This window comes from Propionimicrobium lymphophilum DSM 4903 (assembly GCF_000423485.1).
In the GTDB taxonomy this organism is placed as follows: domain Bacteria; phylum Actinomycetota; class Actinomycetes; order Propionibacteriales; family Propionibacteriaceae; genus Propionimicrobium; species Propionimicrobium lymphophilum.
Genome location: NZ_KE384026.1, coordinates 336435 through 355257, shown reverse-complemented (window position 1 = coordinate 355257; position 18823 = coordinate 336435). Strand labels below are relative to the sequence as shown.

Here is an 18823-nt window from a genome sequence, read left to right as displayed (position 1 = left end):
GACATCTGATGAGAAAGATATCTGCAGCAATCGTAGGGTACGGAAATCTCGGAAAGAGCGCTGAGAAAGTTATTGCCTCGAGTTCTGACATTGACCTCTACGGAATTTTCTCCCGACGCGACAGCCTTGATACCGGTAGCCCTGTTTTCAATGTAGCCGACGTGGAGAAACATTCCGAAAATATTGACGTCTTTTACCTATGCCTTGGAAGCGCTACTGATATTCCGGAAATGTCTGAGAAATTCGCAAGGCTGGCCTGCACCGTAGACACGTACGATAATCACCACTATGTAGCTAAGCACTACGAGCAGATGGACGAGATAGCAAAGGCCTCTGGCAACGTTTCTATCGTCTCCACCGGCTGGGACCCGGGCATGTTTAGCCTGAATAGGGTATACGCCTCGGCAGTATTGCCGAACTCCGATCAGCACACCTTCTGGGGGCCGGGGGTATCTCAGGGACACTCTGACGCATTGCGTCGGATCGACGGGGTGCAGAAAGCAGTCCAGTACACTTTGCCGGACGAGGGCGCGTTAGATAAGGCTCGCCAGGGCAACGCTCAAGGTTTGACTGGTCAGCAGGCTCACAAGCGTCAATGTTTCGTTGTTGCTGATGAGAGCGAACACGCCCGCATCGAAAAAGAGATCAGGGAGATGCCCGATTATTTCGTTGGCTACGAGGTAGAGATCAATTTCATCTCTTCTGAAGAGTTCGACCGAGATCACGCAGGGATGCCACACGGCGGATATGTGATCACGACTGGCCAGGCAAACGGCACCCAAGACACCATCGAGTACAGCCTGAAGCTTGAAAAAAACGCCGACTTCACCGCCGCTGTTGCTGTTGCATACGGACGTGCCGCGGTACGGATGAAAGTGCAGGGTGTCAGTGGTGCGAAAACGGTGCTGGAGGTGGCTCCTTACTTGATCCACCCAGCACCGCTTAGCGAATTGATTTCTAAAAACGTTTAGTTGCTTCGTTCGCGAACAACTTTTCCGTTCTTGGTACGCCGCCGCGTCCTCTTGGGGCGCGGCTTGGCGTTCCGAGTCTTCTTCTCAGCCGGCTTCTTGTCGTCCTCATCGGATGACTTCTTGAGGCGTCCCTTGGTGCCCTTGGGGATCTGCAGGTCGTTCAAGAAGTTTTCGCTGGTCGAGTAAGTCTCGGGAGGGTCTGCAAGATCCATTCCCAGAGATTTGTTGATTACGTTCCAGCGAGTCACGTCCTGCCAATCGACAAGTGTCACTGCGAAGCCGGATGCGCCAGCGCGTCCGGTGCGACCAATCCTGTGGACGTATTCCTTTGCGTCGTCCGGAACCTCAAAGTTGACAACGTGAGTGACATCACTGACGTCGATTCCGCGGGCTGCAACATCTGTGCAAACAAGGATCTTCGTCTGGTTGTTGCGGAACTTCTTAAGGGTACGTTCACGCTGTGACTGGTTAAGGTCCCCGTGGATCGTACGGGCGTTGAAGCCTCTATCAACTAATTCGTCGGTCAGCCTCTGCGCCGAACGCTTGGTGTGAGTGAAAATCATCACTTTGCCGACGTTCGGGGCCTGGAGCATTTTGCCAATCATCTCTGGCTTATCTAGTTCGTGCGCCTGATAAATCAGCTGTTTGATGTCGGGCACGGTCGCCTGTGCGTCTTGTCCCTCAGCGCGGATGTGTACCGGATTATGCAGTCTGGAACGGACCAGAGCCATGATTGCGGCGGGCATCGTCGCAGAGAAAAGAAGCGACTGCCTATCGTTGGGAGTTCGGTCTGTCAGGTTCTCGACGTCGGGCAAGAACCCTAGATCGAGCATCTCGTCTGCCTCGTCTAACACGAGAATTCGCACGTGCGATAAATCGAGCGCCCGCTGGTTAGCCAGGTCAAGTAGTCGTCCGGGAGTGCCCACTACGACGTCTACACCTTTTTTAAGCTGGGCTAGTTGCTCATCGTATGAAACGCCACCGTAGATAGTCACGAACTTGGCTCCGGTCTTTCGAGCTGCAGAACTAAGATCTCCAGAGACCTGCTGTGCAAGCTCGCGGGTGGGGGCCATGACTAAAGCCTGCGGCTTACCGTAATGCTCGAACTCATCGAAGCCTTCATTGCCTGGAAGAATAATTCGCTGCAGCAACGGTAGCCCGAAGGCGAGAGTCTTACCCGTTCCGGTCCGTGCCTGACCAATCAGGTCGGAACCGCTAAGAGCGATCGGAATGGCCATTTCCTGAATCGGGAAGGGTTCATTAATGTTTTGCTCTGCAAGAGCCTCGCAAAGGAGAGGATTGATGCCCAAAGAAGCGAAGGTCTTCGAGTCTTTGTCCTCATATTCTTTAGTAGTTTTGCTTTCATTCATCACTAACGATGCTACTCGTAAACTTCAGATACTTCCTATAACATGCCTAACCGCTGTCTGCGCGCCTCGGTAAATACGCTCATTTTCCCGTTAAACTTTTATCTGTGAGCGAAAACAAACTGGTGAGCCTGATGTCCTACGCCAATCTTTGTCTGCACGAAGAACTAGTTTCTCGTGCTGCAAGGGCAGGCGAACTAGAGGATAGGCTCCGACTGAACACTCTCGGTGCAGGACACTTCGCTCGATTCGCTGAACACGCGGGCACGTTAAAAACCATGAAGGCGAGGTTTGAACCGATAGCTGGTCCTATAAATGAGTTCGGTAGGCTCACAGATCCTAAGGATGATGTCGAGGCAATGCTGAGGGTGTGCCTGGTCGTCGGATTTATGGCGGATCTGGTGAAAGCCGTTGAGCAAAATTTATCCAACAAAGACAAAGATGCCTTGAAAGTTAGCACGCAACTTTGGCGTAGCCACGATTTCGCTAGTTCGAAGGTAGTTAGTTCTCTCGACGACGAAGGAGCGGTTGACGTTTTGTCGTTGTACGGCCGTCGAGTTATCTCGGAACTAACTCTGACCGTACAGAGCCTCGCTGCTGCCGATCAGGAGCTAAGCAACATCCTTAGTGGAACTAAGGACGATGGTTTAGCCGACATTGCTGGCGTGAGTAATCTGATGGATCAACTGTTAGAAAAAGCCCGCTCCAGGATGAGGCATCTTGGGTTGCGGGCCTAATCTATTAAATTTTTAAACGCCGAAACCTACCGGGCGTTGATTCTGGGCACCCATGTCTATGTATCCGATTTTTTCTACCGGAACGACCAGCCGCCTGCCGTTAGATCCATCAAGGACTAACGGGTTGCCGCTGTTGCGAGATTCCTGAATCTTTTCGATGATCTGCTCGGAGGTCAACTCAGTTTCTATTTCTAGCTCTCGAGCAATTTGAGTTACGCCAATTTTGATATCCACGAGTTCAAATCTACAAGATCATGCAAGTAGAAAAACCCAATAAGGTCAGCGTGGTTATTAATCTACAATTTTTACGTGATCAGCCTGGTTCCCCTTTGGGCCGCTGACGATATCGAATTCTACCTTCTGTCCTTCATCTAGTTTGCGGAACCCGTCCGCCTCAATCGCGCTGAAGTGTACGAATACATCTTCTGAGGAGCCCTCCACGCTGATAAAACCGAAACCTTTGTCTGCATTGAACCACTTAACGATTCCGTTAGCCATGACTTTCTCCATTCAATAGTGTCGTTGGCGCTTTAATCTTATGTGACTTGGTTGCCTCAACCTAACTGGGGAGGCCTAAGTGGTCGTTAAAAATGTCAGTGCGACCTGATTGAATGAAACTATGCAGTTTTCAAAGGCGACCTTGGTTGTAGGGGCGGCAGGCAGCGGTAAGACTACGATGCTGATAGATGGTGTTTCTACGCGTGTTATATCCGGAGAAGGGCTCACCAATCTTCTGATCTTTGCCGCATCAAGGTCGCTTGCTCAGGAACTACGGACTCAAATCTTGGACAAGATAGGTCGGACCCAAGGCAGTCCGAAAATCATGACTATGCATGCTTGGGCAAGAAGTGTGCTTGAAAGATTCACGCCAGAGTCGGATAAAGTCCCCGTGATGCTTACTGCTCCACAGCAAGAATTCAGACTTCGCGAGCTGTTGGCCAACTTTCCTATCGAAAACTGGCCACAGTGGCTAAGACCCGGTGTTAAAACTAAGACGTTCACCAGGCAATTACGAGATAAACTCTCTGAGCTTCGGCATCGCGGCCTCGACCCCGAGGATCTAATGGCAGGGAGCGAACTTGATCGAAGCGTAGGCAGATTTTTCTCCGAGTATCTTGATGTGCTCGATAGCGAGGGCGCGCTTGATTACTCAGAACTTATTCACCGTGTCCGGCTGATTCTTGCTGATGGTGCAGCCCAGATTCTGGCGGGGGAGATATCTGCCGTCTTCGTAGACGATTTCTCCGAATTGGACGAATCCCAAATCAGGCTGTTATCCGATTTACACGCTGCCGGTTCACAGATAATCGCATTCGCTAATCCAGATACGAGTGTTTTCGGGTTTCGCGGCGCCTATCCCAGGGCCATCAGCGATTTCGGGAAAATTTTCAGTAGCGACTTTAAAAGAATCGAATTGGTGAAGAATTTTCGTTCTGATTCGAAGATCGCCCTGGCTGCGAAAAGCGTCGCAGCAAAATTGCCTTATCGTGGCGGGGTCCGACCTAGTGACTATGTCGTTTCAGAAAAAGATGATTCCGGCGTTGTGCGAGCCATAACAATTGATAATGAAAATTTCATATACGACGAAATTGCCGGAATCTTAAGACAGGCGCATGCGAAAAACGGGATTGCTTGGGACGAAATGGCTGTGATCATCAGGGAAGGGCGATCAGAAATCAGTCGTCTTTCTCGAGCCTTCACTTCAGCTGGGATACCGGTTATTGCTAGGGGAGACGAACTGGCTCTTGGCCAAGAATTAGCGGTTCGTCCACTTATTTTCTCCCTACGTCTGGCCTTGGATCTGATGCGTGGGCAGAAACTTCGAGATGAAGATCGTTTCTGGCTCTTAACCAGTCCGATCGGTTCGGTCGACACGATTGAGGCACGAAAACTTTTGCGTCAGGAAGAGGACTTCTCAAAGCAGGTGACTCCTGTTGACGAACTGCTTTCCCAATTGGCGAAAATGATCGAAGAAGGCCAAGATCTGTCAAACCTTTTGTGGCGAATTTGGACTCATACTGATTGGCCGATTCAGCTAAGATCTGCTGCTCTTCGTAACGACGAAGATTCTCAACGGGCTAATCGAGACTTAGACGCAGTAATCGCTCTTTTCGATCTTGCCGAAAGATCGCATTTGAGCGGTGAAAAGGCAGTTTCACAATTTTTGGACGAGTTAGATAGTCAGCAGATCGCCGCCGATACCACTCGCGAATCCGATCATGCCAGGGAAGGCGTTTCCGTGTTGACCACACACAGGGCTGTCGGCCGTCAATGGCGTTTGGTGGTAGTAACTGGGCTGCAAGACGGCCAGTGGCCGAGGACTGCGCCGCAAGTCAAAATTTTCGATGACGCGATGAGCGCGGCAGAGCAAGTTGCTGCTGAGCGCAGGGCCTACCTCTTATCGATTACTAGAGCAAGCGAACAGCTTTATCTTGTGGCTGCAAACGGAGATGACGGTTCAGGCGCTAAAGAATCAAGATTTTTGTACGAACTGGGCGTTGATGTGGAGCGTCACAAGGCCGAAGAAGTGAATAGTCTGCCCGGCATGGTTGCCCTTCTCAGAACCGCGGTGAGCGATAGATCAATATCCGAAGGTCTGAGAAAGGTGGCTATCTCGAAGCTCGTTGAACTAAAAGACGCAAAAGATAGTTTCGGGAATCCGCTTGTTGAGGTTGCTGATCCCCAGAATTGGTGGGGAATACTGCCCATATCTGGTCAGGATCGGTGTGTTTTCAAAAAAGGTGCCCCCATTCGGCTTAGTGGAAGCGATGTCGAAGTATTGATCAAATGCCCGAGACGGTGGCTGCTTACTAGAAAAGCTAATGCAAACCCGAGTAATGAGTTTTCATCCAGCTTGGGAATGCTGATACACGAGCTAGCCGCCAAAGCGGACGATCTGGATCTTTCTGGTCTTGAAAAAATTCTTTCTGAGACCTGGCCAAAAATTGCCCCTGAAGTTGAATGGTACTCGAATGCTCAGTACCAGAAGGCTCAGTTAATGGTGCAACGTCTAAAAGCCTGGATCGAAGAGGATGATTTTGAGTTAGTCGGCACTGAGAAGCGCTTTGAGGTCACGACCCATGTTTCGGGTGAAGAAGTGAAGCTAGTTGGTGTCGTCGACAGATTAGAAAAAGACCGTGATAATAATCTTCGGATTATCGATTTCAAGACTGGAAATAGCGTTCCGTCCAAAAAAGAAGCAGAGTCTCATGTGCAGCTTGGCATTTATCAACTTGCTGCGAAGCTGGGAGCATTTGAGGATATCGCACAGAGCAATGCTCTGGCCGATGCCCACCTTGTCTACCTGAGCGATAAAGATAGGTCTGGGACACTGCCGAAAGTCTTAACTCAGCCATCACTTGATTCCCGTCCAAAACTGAAAGATCAACAAACCGAAAGCGAAACGTGGGTGCACGAACTTTTAGAACAGGCCGTGTCAATAATCCAGCGAGACAATTTCGATGCGGTCAAATGCGATCTGTGCAGGACATGCGTTTTTTCAGTTGATTGCCCGGTTATGTCAGGGAAGGAATCGCGATGAAAATAGTCAGTGAAGCCGAACTCTGCGAAGCCCTAGGCATTCCATTTAGCGATGAACAGCTAAAAGCTATAACGGCACCCCTGAGCCCTAACGTAATTATTGCTGGAGCGGGCACCGGGAAAACCACAGTTATGGCAGCGCGCGTCGTTTGGCTGGTTGCCACTGGGCAAGTCGCGCCAGGAGAAGTTCTCGGCCTTACCTTTACCAGGAAAGCTACGGCCGAGCTTAGCGACCGGATCAGCGCATCTTTGAAAAATGCCGGTTTCGAGAATTCTGCGGAGACAGTGGCAAGCAATGAGCCTTTTATCGCGACTTATGATTCTTTCGCTGCCTGGTTGGTGAGAGAGTTTGGATTCCACGCAGGAATAGATTCTGATTCAAGGCTGCTGACTAGGGGGCAAAGCTTCTTAACAGCATCTGAAATCGTTAATGATTCATCATGTGATTTCGAATATTTGAAGAGGATAAATCCGTCGACGATTATAGAAAGATTGATCAACTTATCCGAAAATGTTGAATCCAATCTATTGAGTTATTCAGAGATTCGAGAATTTTCCGAAGAATTCATCAAAGAGCTTGACCAGGAGCCGTTGAACAGGCAAAAGAAGGTTTTTGCTCATATTAGAGATGCAAAGGCAACAGCGTTAGAGAGACTGGAATTACTTCGCTTAGCCGAAAAATATCAGGAACTTAAGTCCAATAGACGGCTAACAGAGTTCTATGATCAGATGGCTACCGCGGCAAAGATGGTAGAAGAAGCTCCGGTGATCGGAAAAAGACTACGCGATACATTCAAAGTAGTACTTCTTGATGAATACCAAGACACATCTAGCGCACAGGCAAAACTATTAACTGGCCTATTCGTTGATCCGCAACATGGCGGGCATGCAGTAACTGCGGTCGGGGATCCGTACCAGGCAATTTATGAGTGGCGGGGAGCATCCCCCAGTAATATCTTGAAGTTTCCGCAAGATTTTTGTGTGGCTGGAAAACCAGCATCTATCTACACTCTCCAGGTAAACAGGCGCAGTAAGCCCGATATTCTCAAGGTCGCTAACGCTTATGCGCAACCGCTTAGAGGAGAAAACCTTCCGCAGGCATTTGACGAGGAGAATAACCAGATAAGCATCTATCTCACGCCTCCCGATGTCTCAGGGGAGTCTTTGAGCAAATCAGACCCACGCGTCATGGGTGTAGTAGAAGCCCACAGCTTTGTCTCATGGCCCGAAGAGGCATCTTGGGTTGTTGAGCAGATCAGGGACTGCTACGAATCAGGGGAAGTAGCTAGTTGGAGTGATATAGCAATTCTGCTCAGAGACAATTCCTCAGTTGCGCAGATCTTTAAGAACTTGGATCAGGCACAGATTCCAACCGAGCTGGTCGGTCTAAACGGACTTTTGGTGTTGCCCGGAATCAGTGATTTGGTAGATATGTTGCGTCTGCTCAATGACGTAACCGACGATCCTGCTGCTGCTCGTTTGCTAACGGGGTTGAGATGGCGTCTAGGGCCAGCCGAATTGGCCGAGCTCGGTCGTAGGAAGAAAGAGCTGTGTCTTCTGGACCGAGTAGTTGAGCTAAGCGAGTCTGCGGGAGACAAAATTTCTTCAGAAGGGCTCGAGCGGTTAAGGAATTTCCTCGGCGTCTTTAATTACTTGTTGAGATACAAAGATGAGCATGTCGTAGATCTGGTTGGCAGGGTCATAAATAAGATGGGACTTTCTTCGGAAGCCAGATTAAGTAAGGCGCAATCCTTGCAGCTCAGAAAGCTCACCGACGAGATTAACTCGTTTGCGTTAAACGATCAGAAATCGAATCTGAGCGGCCTCGTTGCATGGCTTAACTCTGAGATCGAGAACGGCGATGGCCTGGAGCAAGCTGCGGTCTCTGAAGAAGATTCTGTGAAGCTACTGACTATGCACAAGGCTAAGGGCCTTGAATGGGACGTGGTTTTCATTCCTCGCCTTGTAGACGGAACTTTTCCTTCTTCCAGAGTCACAGATAACTGGGTTAAAAATCCGGTCGAGATACCGGGACCGCTGCGTAGGGACGCGGAATGGATACCTCAACTGAACGGTCTATCTCGAGAAGAACTTGGCGAATTCGCGGATGAGTTGAAACAAAAGACTATGTATTCAGAGGACCGGTTAGCATACGTCGCCGCATCGAGAGCAAAAAATAGGCTCGTGCTTACATGCAGTCAGTGGAACGGTGGAAAATCTCCGAAACAACCATCTGAGTATTTTGAAAAGGTCATCACGTCATTTGAAGATCGCCAACCCATAGCAGGCAAGATGAGTATCGCTGAACTAACTGAAGAAGATCCACTCTCGTCTGATCAAGGCTCGAGTGCTTGGCCGCCTCCATTAGACGATTCAGAAGCATTAGAGCAGCAGGAAGTCGCGTTAGCCGTAAGTGAGTGGGAAGAGGATCAAACGATTCAACTCAATTTTGATGAACAAATAATCGCTGATTCCTGGTCTGATTCCGTGAAAATGCTTCTGGAGGAAGCCCTCGAAAATCGAAAAGGAGCAATGCGAAAGGTGATGCCGAAATCTATCTCTGCTAGCCAGAGCATTCTTTACGAGAAAGATCCTGAAAAATTCTGGGCAGACATTACAAGGCCAATGCCGCGAAAAGTTAACAAGATGTCTTCGGTTGGAACCAGGTTTCATGAATGGCTAGAAAAAAGATTCGGTCTATCAAAACCGTTCGATGAAGATTATGAAGATTTCGTTGTTTCGGAAAACGATTTTTCCGAACAACGATTCCAAAAACTGTTACATGATTTCGAAAACGGGCCTTACGCGGACAGGGTTCCAGTAGCCATCGAAGCTGGCTTCGTCCTAGTGAAGAAAAATGGCCAGCAGATTAGGGGACGGATCGACGCGGTTTTCCCCTCAGAAGAACCGGATTTTGATTATCAGGTGGTCGACTGGAAGACTTTTGATTCTCCTGGAGAACCGATGCAGCTAAGTCTTTACCGGGCGGCATGGTCTGACATGACAGGTGTTCCCGAAGGTAGAATTGACGCAGTTTTCTATCACGTTGCTTCGAAAAAAATCGAGCGCCCGCAGCTACCAGAAATTAATTAAACCTTGCCAGGAGAAAAGTCGGATTTTAATGATTTTAGATCAATTTTTTAAAGGCCAATCAGGGGTAAATTCTTGGTACGCACCAGCACTATTGGATCATGCGCAAGACGCTAGAGCCAATGGCGAATACGAAGACTTTTTCGCCAGTGGAAAAGCTAGATTAATCAAAGTTGATGATAAAAATTTGATCGAATTTTCTTCACACAAGGTTGCTGCTGGAACTAGTTATTCGTCTGACTGCATATTTATTGGGAAAACCAAAGACGAATACTGGTTCGCAAAAAGGGACGAAACTAAAACAGGAGTAGCGCTTCGGGATGCAGAATTAAGCGATGCAGAGTTACAGGCTGCTACGTCTGCAATTGCTATTTTGAATTGGTGGGATAGAGCGAAATATTGCCCCGAATGCACTGGTGAAATCAAGCCTAGACACGGAGGATTCGAGGGCGAATGCGAAGCCTGCAATAAGCTGCACTTCCCACGTACGGATCCGGCCGTAATCGTCGCGATCCTCGACGAAGACGAAAGAATTTACCTGGCTCACAACTCGATGTGGAAAAAGAATCAAGTCTCTATCCTCGCTGGTTTTGTCGAGTCTGGAGAATCCGCAGAACAGGCTTGTTTCCGCGAGGTCGAGGAAGAGGCCAAGTTGAAAATCAACAAACTAACCTTCTTTGGTAGCCAGCCGTGGCCTTTTCCTCGGTCGCTGATGCTCGGATTCTTTGCTCGAATATCAAATCGCGATGCAGCGAAAGCTGAGACTGATGGCACAGAGCTCGAGTGGGGAGACTTCTATACCAGGGAAGAAATAATTGAATTGGCAAAAAGTGGGAAACTCATCCTTCCGACGAAAGCCTCGATCGCAAGCCGAATGTTAAAGGCTTGGCTTGAAGGCCAGGAGCCGATTCGTTAGACCAGAAGCTCGCCTAGCAGGGTTCTCGATTGCCGCGGCGACCGCTTGCTGAGTGCCGATAATTCGGATAGCTTTCTTCGCCCTAGTCACTGCTGTATAAAGCAGTTCTCTGGTGAGAATCGGGGACTCATGGCTGGGGAGAATAAGAGTGACTTTTCCGTACTGACTTCCCTGAGATTTGTGAACAGTCATTGCGTGTACTAACTGATAAGAGTCCAACATCGATGGCGGTATCAGCTTGAAATCTTCCTTAGAACCTATTGCCGCCTGCAGCGTTCCGTCTTTGAGAACCACCACTCCAGTGTCGCCATTGAAAATCCCTAGATCTGGAGAATTCGAAGTAATTATCAAAGGCATTCCAGGATAAATCTCTTCTGTGCTGGACCAGCCAGCTAATTGGGTTCGCAAGAACGCATCGATAGTTGCCTGCCAATTGCTAGCTCCATAAATTCCATTTGCGTGTGCGCACAGTAACCTGTGCGAATCTAGGGCCTGTAGCGCCTCACTGACGAGCCCCGAATTAGCGCATTTGAGCATTTGTCGAGCAGAAACTAGCACGTCGCTAGCGGCGGATTCGTTTGTGCTAAATGAGATTTCGCTGGCATCGGTATCGATGTATTCGATCCCTCCCTCGTTCTTATTGAGGATCTCAATGGCACCCTCACAATCACCCAAGCGAATTCTCTCTGCGAGCTCAGGGATATTGCCCGAACTCCGTAAATTGATTTCTAGTCTCGAGACTAGGGGAATTTCATTGAATTTATTGCCTGGAACATCTGCATCCACGATGTCGGCAAGGACGGTTCCGACATCGATTGATGTCAGCTGATCTGGGTCTCCGATCAGGATCAGCCGGGTATTACTGCGTAGCGCAGACAGAAGCCGCTTCATCATCGGTAACGACAACATAGAAACTTCGTCAACGATGACTACATCATGAGGGAGCCGGTTAGTTGCATCGTACGTGAACCCGTTCAGCGTCCCTCTGGAGCCAAGAAGCTTATGGAGAGTAACGCCTCTATCTATCCGGATGTTAGCTAAACCGGTCGAAAGGACGTTCTGGGCTAACGACTCGTTCATACGTGCCGCCGCTTTACCACTGAACGACGTCAACGCGACGTGCAGTTTGGTAGGGCTAGAAGCTGATAGCGCAGATAACAGCGCTGCAAGAGTATGAGTTTTTCCAGTACCTGGGCCACCTGCGATTACTGATATCCAACTGGTAATGCAGTTTCTTACTGCATTGCGCTGATCGACGAGCGCACTGCGTAGGGGCTCAGGTTTCTCAGCTCCGTCGAATATTTCTTCTAACTCTTTTTCCAGAGCAGCCTCGTCGACCTCGGGCGGGGGAGTTTTAATTTTTTCTACCAGGTCGTCAACAACATCTGACTGATAAAGCCAGTTACTCTCTAAATACAAGTTGCTGTCAATAAAACGAAGAGGCAGTTGGTTAGGAGCGTCTTCTTGTGAAGTGGAGACTATCTTTGATGAGCAGAGAACTGCACGCCAACTAGAAAAATCGGGCCAGTCCAATTCGTAAAGAAGATTGAGGCGTTCCGGATCAGACAATTCTTCTTCGGAAAGCAATAAATCTCTTAGGGAGTCTTTAGATTCCATCGGCAAACATGCAGAGCCAAGTTGCGCTGCCTGGACACACAGGCTAGTGGCTAGCAGCACTAACTCGTCAGATTCTCCGTAGAGCAATTCGATCGAGCGTGAAGCGTGAACCGCGGCCTGCCCGATCAGTCCAGCGGAATTGAAGCGGGCCAGCAAGCCGCGTGCGATTACACTTTCTTTGTTTTTCATAATTGCGCTCCAGAGATTATTTCGGAAGCTCGTACAGCTATCTCGGGGTTGGGACGCCACGTGAAGACGCCGTAATGCATATCCGATTCAGTGCTCGATTGTCCCACCATTCCACGGACGAATAAGTAACCTGCGCCGCGAAGATGCTTTGCCGGATCGTACGAAGGAAGTCTCCAGCTAAGGAATCTGTGCAGAGCAACCATGTATATGAGTGCTTGAAGGGGATAGTGAGATTCGCGCATGATCTTCTCCATGCCAGCTGAATCGTATTTATCGGCTGTCAAAACTTCGTCGCCTTGCAAGGGAATGCGGTTCGTCTTGTAGTCAACCACCGCGAATGCGTCTTTCACCTTTAAAACCGCATCTATCGAACCTGTTAGGAAACCGTGCAGCGTGCTGCTCGCCGCGCTAGTCGCAGCAAGTTGTTTGCCATAGCCAACTAGCACTCCGCTAGGGTCTGCCAGAGACTCATCGTCGAAGAGCCCAGCCAACTGTTTTAGAGTCGAATAGCCTCTATCACTTCCCATAGACATCTCGAATTCCAATTCTGCGAGCCTGTTTTTTGCGCCGATGTCTCGGAGCGAAAAACCCTCAGTGAGATCTCCAAGTCCGGTTGTCACAACTTGGGATAGTCCCGCAGCTAGTGTGTCTGCGTCAACTCCTTCGATAGGGAGTCGGTTAAGAGCGGTGCTGCTTTTTTCAAGCAGATCCGCTTTCAGATCTTTGGCTGCAGGATCGTTCTTTTCAAGAATCGAGTGGACCAATGTGCCAAAGTTAACCCCACCCGGAAGACCAGCTAGGGCCGAGATAGGTTTATCGGTCTTTTCGTGCATAGCGGATTCCGCATTGACCACTTCTTCTAGTGGTTCATCAACATCTTCAAGTAGAGGTACGCCATGAATTTCTGCAGTTAACCCTGAGTACGAAGTTCTACGGAACGAATTATCGATGACGCGTGTGAACTGATTGACATGAAGAGATTTCTGGGTTCCCTCAGCTTGGTCGAATAAGACGCGTTTAGGGGGAGCGCTCGTAAAGGAATCACAGAAAAGAACATGTTTTCGATCGGTTCCGGGGCTTAGCTCGTACAGAAGTCGATGAAGCGGAGACTTGAGCGTGTTCGTCTTTGTAGATGAATACCAACATACGAGGAAGCTAGCCGCTCGCGTCGCAGAAACGTAGAACAGTCGTAAGCTCTCGGCTAGCTCTTCTTCGAAATAACTGGATGAGCGTTCAGATCCGAAGTCCAGATCGATTACCCTTTCGCCGTTCCAGTGGCCGGTGGAGAGCCTACCGGGCTGTGGCTTTCCAGACCAGTAATACTCGCTAGCTTCTGGAAGCAAGACAATCGGAAATTCGAGGCCTTTTGCTTGGTGGATTGTAGTTAAAGTGACAGTTGGCCTGTCGGTCTCCAACCTTCTAGTAATCTCGTCGCTTTGTTCCTTTGACTTGGTAATTTGCTCGCTTAGCCACGCTGATAGTCCTGCTGAGCCTAAATGATGTTTGCGTGCAGCCTCGTCTAATAATTCCGCTACATGCTGAAAGTCGGTAACTTGTCTTCTGCCGGAAGGCTCAGCTAAAAGACTTGAATAGAAGTCACTTTCTTCTACGATTTTCTCGAGAACCGCGATTGGTCCGAACTCATCCATCAGATTGGCATACTCGCGCATAAGCATGAATGCTCTAGTTCGACTTGTTTCGTCGTTGGCTAGCTCCACACTGGTTAGCCCGAAAAACGACGTTAGGGTCGCCCTCGTCATGTCCTGTGTACGCTGCGTGGCGAGAGCGGTCAGCAACGTGTTCCATTCGTAAGCAGCCGTAGATGCGTAGACACTGTCGGATCCGGAAAAGGTAGCCGGTATTCCTGCTTCTTGAAGAGAGCTAAGTATTTGCTCTCCTCGCTTATTCCTTCTCACTAATACCGCTATGTCGTTTAGCTTGATAGGCCTTAAAGAATCATTTGATTCGAGTTCATAGTTTTCGACCAGATCATAAATCTGGGCAATAACATCCCTATCGATAGCCTCTCTAGAATCCGAAGCAGAAAGACGAGAGCCCGGAATTCTACGTACTAGGACTGGTTTGTCTAGGCGTTCTGAAGATCGAAAAATACGGTTTGATTTCCGGTTAGCGGATACTGGAGGCAACTGAATTGGGGAGGAATCAACCCCAAGATTTGCCGAACCGAATAGTTCTAGAACTCCGTCTGCAACACCCGGATCCGATCGATAATTGACGCTCATCGTACGGATCGAAACTGGGACCCCGTCTTTTTGGGATTTTGCTTTTTGATAGGTTTCTACGTCGCCGCCACGGAACCCATAAATAGCCTGTTTTGGGTCACCGATAAGAATAACTCTGCAATGCTTGGCGAATGCTTTCTCAATAATTCGCCACTGCTGCGGATCTGTATCTTGGAACTCATCGACCATCACGATAGGGAATCTTTTTGATAGCACTCGAGCTGCCATGTTCCCGGTCTCTGGGTCATCAAGAGCATTCGTTAGCCGATCCACCATATCGTCGTAGCCATATATGCGCATGGAGCGCTTACGTCTGTCGAATTCCGAACGAACCTTATGAGCGAATATCCCCTCCTCAGTATCAGAGGGGATGATTTTGAAACTGGGTTTGAAGCAAACCTCTTTGCCGATTGTTTGTGCACGCTTCCAATCTCCCTTTGCTTTGTGCTCCCAAGAGGTCAGGTATGTGTCAGCTACCACATCTTCGATCAGCTCGCTCATGTCGTCAGCGAAAGTGCTCGAATCGTCGTGATCTACAAGAACACCGAGCTCGGCAATCATCCGAGAGCTATATTCGTGAATTGTCGCAATAGTGGCTTCGTCAATTTTTCCCAAAGCTGTATTTAACCGCTCACAAATTGATTCGACGTCACCTTCTGCAAGAGCCTTGTCTATTTCATCCTCAGGCTGCTTTCCGGTGCTAGAAAAAGACACCAAACTAGAAAGCGTGCTCGCCAACCTTTGGTGCACTCTCGATTTAAGCTCTCCAGCAGCGGCCCGGCTAAAAGTGACGATTAGAAGGGATTCAATGGGAAAATCTTCGGCAATGAATCTTGTGGCCAGCGCAGCAATTGCATAAGTCTTTCCAGTTCCGGCGCTCGCCTCCAGAATCGTTACTCCTTGATCTGGCAGGGGACCGGTTAACTCGAACTTTTCAGGCGTACTCATTTCAGCATCGCCCTCCTTATCGGTTGAAACAGCCAAGCAGCTAGCTGTTTAAATCTGCAATCGAAGTGGTCAGTATTGAAGGGGGTTGGGTCCAGCGGTTCTGGACGCGCTACGAAAAGTTCCTCGGGTGCGGAGAAGAAATGCTGCCAGGACGGATCGGAGTCATATTCTCCGAAGCCTTTGAAATTGTGCCATGCAGACTTCATCCTCCAGTCCGGAGAATCAGACGCTCTGCCTTTGAATATGGCCCCTGTGTAAGCAGCTGCCGTTTCGATGGGAAGCGGGATTAGTTTCTTCAAACCGTCCTCAACGAGAAGCACCAAATCGCTCAGCCAGTGCTCTGCACTGACTGAATCTGGGACAGAAAGCTTGACCGTTGAATCCGTGCACACGATTGTCGCGCCTTTAGCGCTTTCGCCGTTAACGGCCAATAGGCATAGCTGAATCCATGCCTCTATTAGAGTGATTGCTTTTAGCTTCCCTGCCCGAAAAATCACTACACGATCGTTCCAAGTCCTAATATCTGCGCTCAAGAATATAGATTCAGTTCTTCTTCCGGAGAAAGGCGTAGTCAGGTTAATGTCTTTACCGGAATCTGTTCCTCTGGCAGAAAGAACATCTTTTGCGATATCTGCGGCTTCATCGGCAATCGCATCGATCAGTTCTTTTCCTTGATCGTTGAGTAGCACTTTCCCGGAGAGCCCAGCGACGTATATCGAGGTGTTTATATCGACGCCAGACAGCAAATCGTCGATGATCTTTGAACGAATCGAATAAGTAGATAAGCCGTCGGGAGCTATCGGAAGCTCGTTTGCTGTCTCGTCTTCGTAGGTGTTTAAGTTTAAGTTACTCGCGCTCGACAGTAATTCGGCTGCAGGATTCCTCAAGAACTTGAGTATTCGCGGTAGAGAAAGCTCGCTGAGAATCTCATTTCCAAATTCAATTTTCCACAGTGCAGTTTCTTGATTCTGTTTCTCCAAGTCGGTTTCGATGTTCGCCCCAGAAAATGCAAGTTTGTCGAAACTCGCATTTGCGCCGTCGAAATTGGTTTTGCTTTGAGAAGAAAGCGGGTGGGAGATCAGGAGGCGTTCGTCCGGACTGTCCCAAAGCTCTTGCGGGTTATCGATACCGCAGGCTGCCAACAGATCGAGAATAGCGATCGGGGGAGCTAACTTTTGGCCCGTCCTCGGGCTAGCGGCTTGCGTTATAACCACGAATTTATCTTTTGCTGCTAGCAAAGCATCCAACAATTGCTGCCTAGACTTACGTTTTGCATCGTTTATGCTGCTTTTGCTCGTGACTAGATCGTCACCAAGCAGCTTGTTTCGTGCAGGAAAATCTGAATCGTTCAATCCGAGTACGCAAATAACTCTGTGCTCTACTGCCTGCAATTGGCCTAATTGCGCAACCAGCAATGAACCGTTACCAAAATTGGGGCGGGCTGAATAAGGCCTATTCGCCTCAGCAATCCAACCTTTCACGTCTGCCGCGGTTAATGTGAAGCTAGAGGAGCTATCTGGGCCACTAAGCGTGGATATTTTGCTGATTGCCTGTGACATCTGCCATTCATCAAGTGGGCCTACGAATGATAATTCGCGGGCTGCAGTTGTGAGCCGGTCGATCCAATCAGTTGTAGAGCCGGGCTGACCAAACAGGTAAATGCTCTTGCGTATCCTTGCCACGGCTTCTGCTAATTTTCCAATCGTTGAGAGCATGCTCGATTCGATCTGGGGCAGCGGAGCTACTTCTTTAACAGCGGTGGGAGGCTCGTCAGCGAATAAAACGCCCGTCAACATCCTCTGAACGCCGTTCCACCAGGTTCCGAGAGTCTGAGAGCTCAGCCCGTAGCGGCTTCTGTGCGGGGAGTCGATTCCCCAACTGACGTTTGCCTTTTCAAACAGCTCCTGAATTAGCTCGATTTCGTCAGCAGAAAAATCGAACAATGCCGAGACTGTAGGCAGCGTCAAGAAATCGAGTAGTTCTGAGACATGTCCTCGGCCCATGGACATAGCCAATAGCTGATCGATCATGTCGAGAATCGGATTCGTCTGCATTAGCGATGCTGTCGCCAGCTGGACCCTAAGTTGTTTTGCTGGATGACTCAGCTTTGTCGAGAAATCGTTCTGGAAAGCGGATTTCAGGTAGGTGGCGAACCTTTCGAGGTTGGGGACTAAAACCAGCACATCCCGAGGTTCCAGTGAACGGTCGTCTTCAAATATTTTTGAAAGCGCGTCCCTTAGCACCTCGACTTGTCGGTTAGGGCCGTGACTGGCGTGGATCTGGATCGTGCCATCCGCGGTTAAATCTCCGGGTCCGGAATCATTAAAAATGCTTGCCTGGACTGCTCGCAGCATGGTCGAGACGCCAGATTCCGGAGGGTCGATTTTTCCGTTTGGCCGTTCGACGCCATATCTAGCTAAGAAGTCATTATTAGCTGTAACAGGTAAGCCAAGCTGCCAGGTCATCAGGCCGGCATATTCTGACAGCGACTTCAGCAACTTTGAGTCAGATTCCGAAAGCGAGGTAATAATTCCAGCTAGGAAAGGTGCTGGGATATTTTCAGATATCTTTGGGATCGACTCGATCAAAGCGTCTTGACGCTCAAAAGGGTTAAGAACTTTTGTCGATTCGACAAGACGCCGCCAAATTTGTGGCTGCCATTCTTGATGATCGGGGACTGCCGATCCGTCGAAATCGGCATCTTCGTTTTTTTGCCATGATGCGAGCATTAGTGGCGCTTCTTCGCAGTAGTGAAGAAACAATCTGGCGATACGACGGGCTGTTGAACTTATCCGACCCGGCCGGGTAGCGGCGTCCCCTAGGTGCTTAGATAGCGGGGCAAACCAGCTTTGGCCATTACTTTTTTGAAGTATCTCAGCTATGCGCAAAGAAAGGTTTGATACAGACCAGGGGTCTGTATCAGGTGCTATGGCCAGGTAGTCTTCGTAAAGCTTACGCTTAAAACTATGTAGAGTAACGAAATCGATCCCAGAGCAAATACCGAAGCCGTTTTGCGTAGCGATTTTTTGCGACAATTTTCGGCCATGACCGACCGAAGGAACGATGACTAGAGCCTGCTGAAGAGGATCGGAAATCCCAGAATTAAGCTGAGAAAATATCGCGTCTTCTATCTGCGCCCATGTGGCGACTAGTCGTGATTGCGCTTCGATTTCATTCACGAATTACACCCTAGTGTCTGGCACTG

11 protein-coding genes are annotated in these 18823 nt (G+C 49.2%); 5 read left to right on the top strand and 6 right to left on the bottom strand.

Translation table 11 applies throughout. The features are described from left to right. Positions 1–8 precede the first annotated feature (8 nt). On the top strand, positions 9–971 hold the full coding sequence (locus G556_RS0109075) for a diaminopimelate dehydrogenase (protein WP_028822553.1): 963 nt from the start codon (positions 9–11) through the stop codon (positions 969–971). Here the strand turns inward: G556_RS0109075 and G556_RS0109070 are convergent. After that, on the bottom strand, positions 968–2341 hold the full coding sequence (locus G556_RS0109070; protein WP_028822552.1) for a DEAD/DEAH box helicase: 1374 nt from the start codon (positions 2339–2341) through the stop codon (positions 968–970). The genes G556_RS0109075 and G556_RS0109070 overlap by 4 nt on opposite strands. 104 nt (positions 2342–2445) lie before the next feature. Here G556_RS0109070 and G556_RS0109065 point away from each other — a divergent pair, with 104 nt between their 5' ends. Then, positions 2446–3075 (top strand): ferritin-like fold-containing protein, encoded by a 630-nt coding sequence (locus tag G556_RS0109065; protein ID WP_028822551.1) that lies wholly within the window; start codon positions 2446–2448, stop codon positions 3073–3075. Between the two features lie 12 nt (positions 3076–3087). Here G556_RS0109065 and G556_RS0109060 read toward each other — a convergent pair whose 3' ends face one another. Next, the gene (locus G556_RS0109060; RefSeq protein ID WP_016456191.1) at positions 3088–3309 is read right to left on the bottom strand and encodes a DUF3107 domain-containing protein; all 222 of its coding nucleotides are present in this window, start codon (positions 3307–3309) and stop codon (positions 3088–3090) included. 57 nt (positions 3310–3366) lie between these two features. Continuing rightward, positions 3367–3573, bottom strand: coding sequence for a cold-shock protein (locus G556_RS0109055; protein WP_016456190.1), 207 nt, complete (start codon positions 3571–3573; stop codon positions 3367–3369). Between the two features lie 121 nt (positions 3574–3694). On the opposite strand from G556_RS0109055, the gene G556_RS0109050 reads away from it, so the two are divergent. Genes G556_RS0109050 through nudC form a run of 3 tightly spaced genes read left to right on the top strand, consistent with a single transcriptional unit; the run spans position 3695 to position 10621 of the window. After that, positions 3695–6616: an ATP-dependent helicase gene (locus G556_RS0109050; RefSeq protein WP_081675574.1), complete on the top strand. Its 2922-nt coding sequence runs from the start codon at positions 3695–3697 to the stop codon at positions 6614–6616. Beyond that, on the top strand, positions 6613–9708 hold the full coding sequence (locus G556_RS10835; protein WP_036916270.1) for an ATP-dependent DNA helicase: 3096 nt from the start codon (positions 6613–6615) through the stop codon (positions 9706–9708). Before G556_RS0109050 ends, G556_RS10835 begins: the two co-directional genes overlap by 4 nt. Before the next feature lie 28 nt (positions 9709–9736). Then, a complete protein-coding gene (gene nudC / locus G556_RS11155) occupies positions 9737–10621 on the top strand; it encodes an NAD(+) diphosphatase (protein ID WP_051176824.1) in 885 nt (294 codons plus the stop codon). Here the strand turns inward: nudC and recD are convergent. Genes recD through G556_RS0109025 form a run of 3 tightly spaced genes read right to left on the bottom strand, consistent with a single transcriptional unit; the run spans position 10583 to position 18797 of the window. Beyond that, complete coding sequence (gene recD, locus G556_RS0109035) at positions 10583–12427, bottom strand: exodeoxyribonuclease V subunit alpha (protein WP_028822549.1); 1845 nt, start codon at positions 12425–12427, stop codon at positions 10583–10585. The genes nudC and recD overlap by 39 nt on opposite strands. Next, positions 12424–15618, bottom strand: coding sequence for a UvrD-helicase domain-containing protein (locus G556_RS11150; protein ID WP_051176823.1), 3195 nt, complete (start codon positions 15616–15618; stop codon positions 12424–12426). Before G556_RS11150 ends, recD begins: the two co-directional genes overlap by 4 nt. Then, a complete protein-coding gene (locus tag G556_RS0109025) occupies positions 15615–18797 on the bottom strand; it encodes an exodeoxyribonuclease V subunit gamma (RefSeq protein WP_081675573.1) in 3183 nt (1060 codons plus the stop codon). The genes G556_RS11150 and G556_RS0109025 overlap by 4 nt, the downstream gene beginning before the upstream one ends. Positions 18798–18823 lie beyond the last annotated feature (26 nt).

Bases quoted from the DNA above. Each gene is read 5' to 3' on its own strand.
- G556_RS11150 (WP_051176823.1), bottom strand. From the start codon at position 15,618: ATGAGTACGCCTGAAAAGTTCGAGTTAACCGGTCCCCTGCCAGATCAA.
- G556_RS0109070 (WP_028822552.1), bottom strand. From the start codon at position 2,341: ATGAATGAAAGCAAAACTACTAAAGAATATGAGGACAAAGACTCGAAG.
- G556_RS0109050 (WP_081675574.1), top strand. From the start codon at position 3,695: ATGCAGTTTTCAAAGGCGACCTTGGTTGTAGGGGCGGCAGGCAGCGGT.
- G556_RS10835 (WP_036916270.1), top strand. From the start codon at position 6,613: ATGAAAATAGTCAGTGAAGCCGAACTCTGCGAAGCCCTAGGCATTCCA.
- G556_RS0109055 (WP_016456190.1), bottom strand. From the start codon at position 3,573: ATGGCTAACGGAATCGTTAAGTGGTTCAATGCAGACAAAGGTTTCGGT.
- recD (WP_028822549.1), bottom strand. From the start codon at position 12,427: ATGAAAAACAAAGAAAGTGTAATCGCACGCGGCTTGCTGGCCCGCTTC.
- nudC (WP_051176824.1), top strand. From the start codon at position 9,737: ATGATTTTAGATCAATTTTTTAAAGGCCAATCAGGGGTAAATTCTTGG.
- G556_RS0109075 (WP_028822553.1), top strand. From the start codon at position 9: ATGAGAAAGATATCTGCAGCAATCGTAGGGTACGGAAATCTCGGAAAG.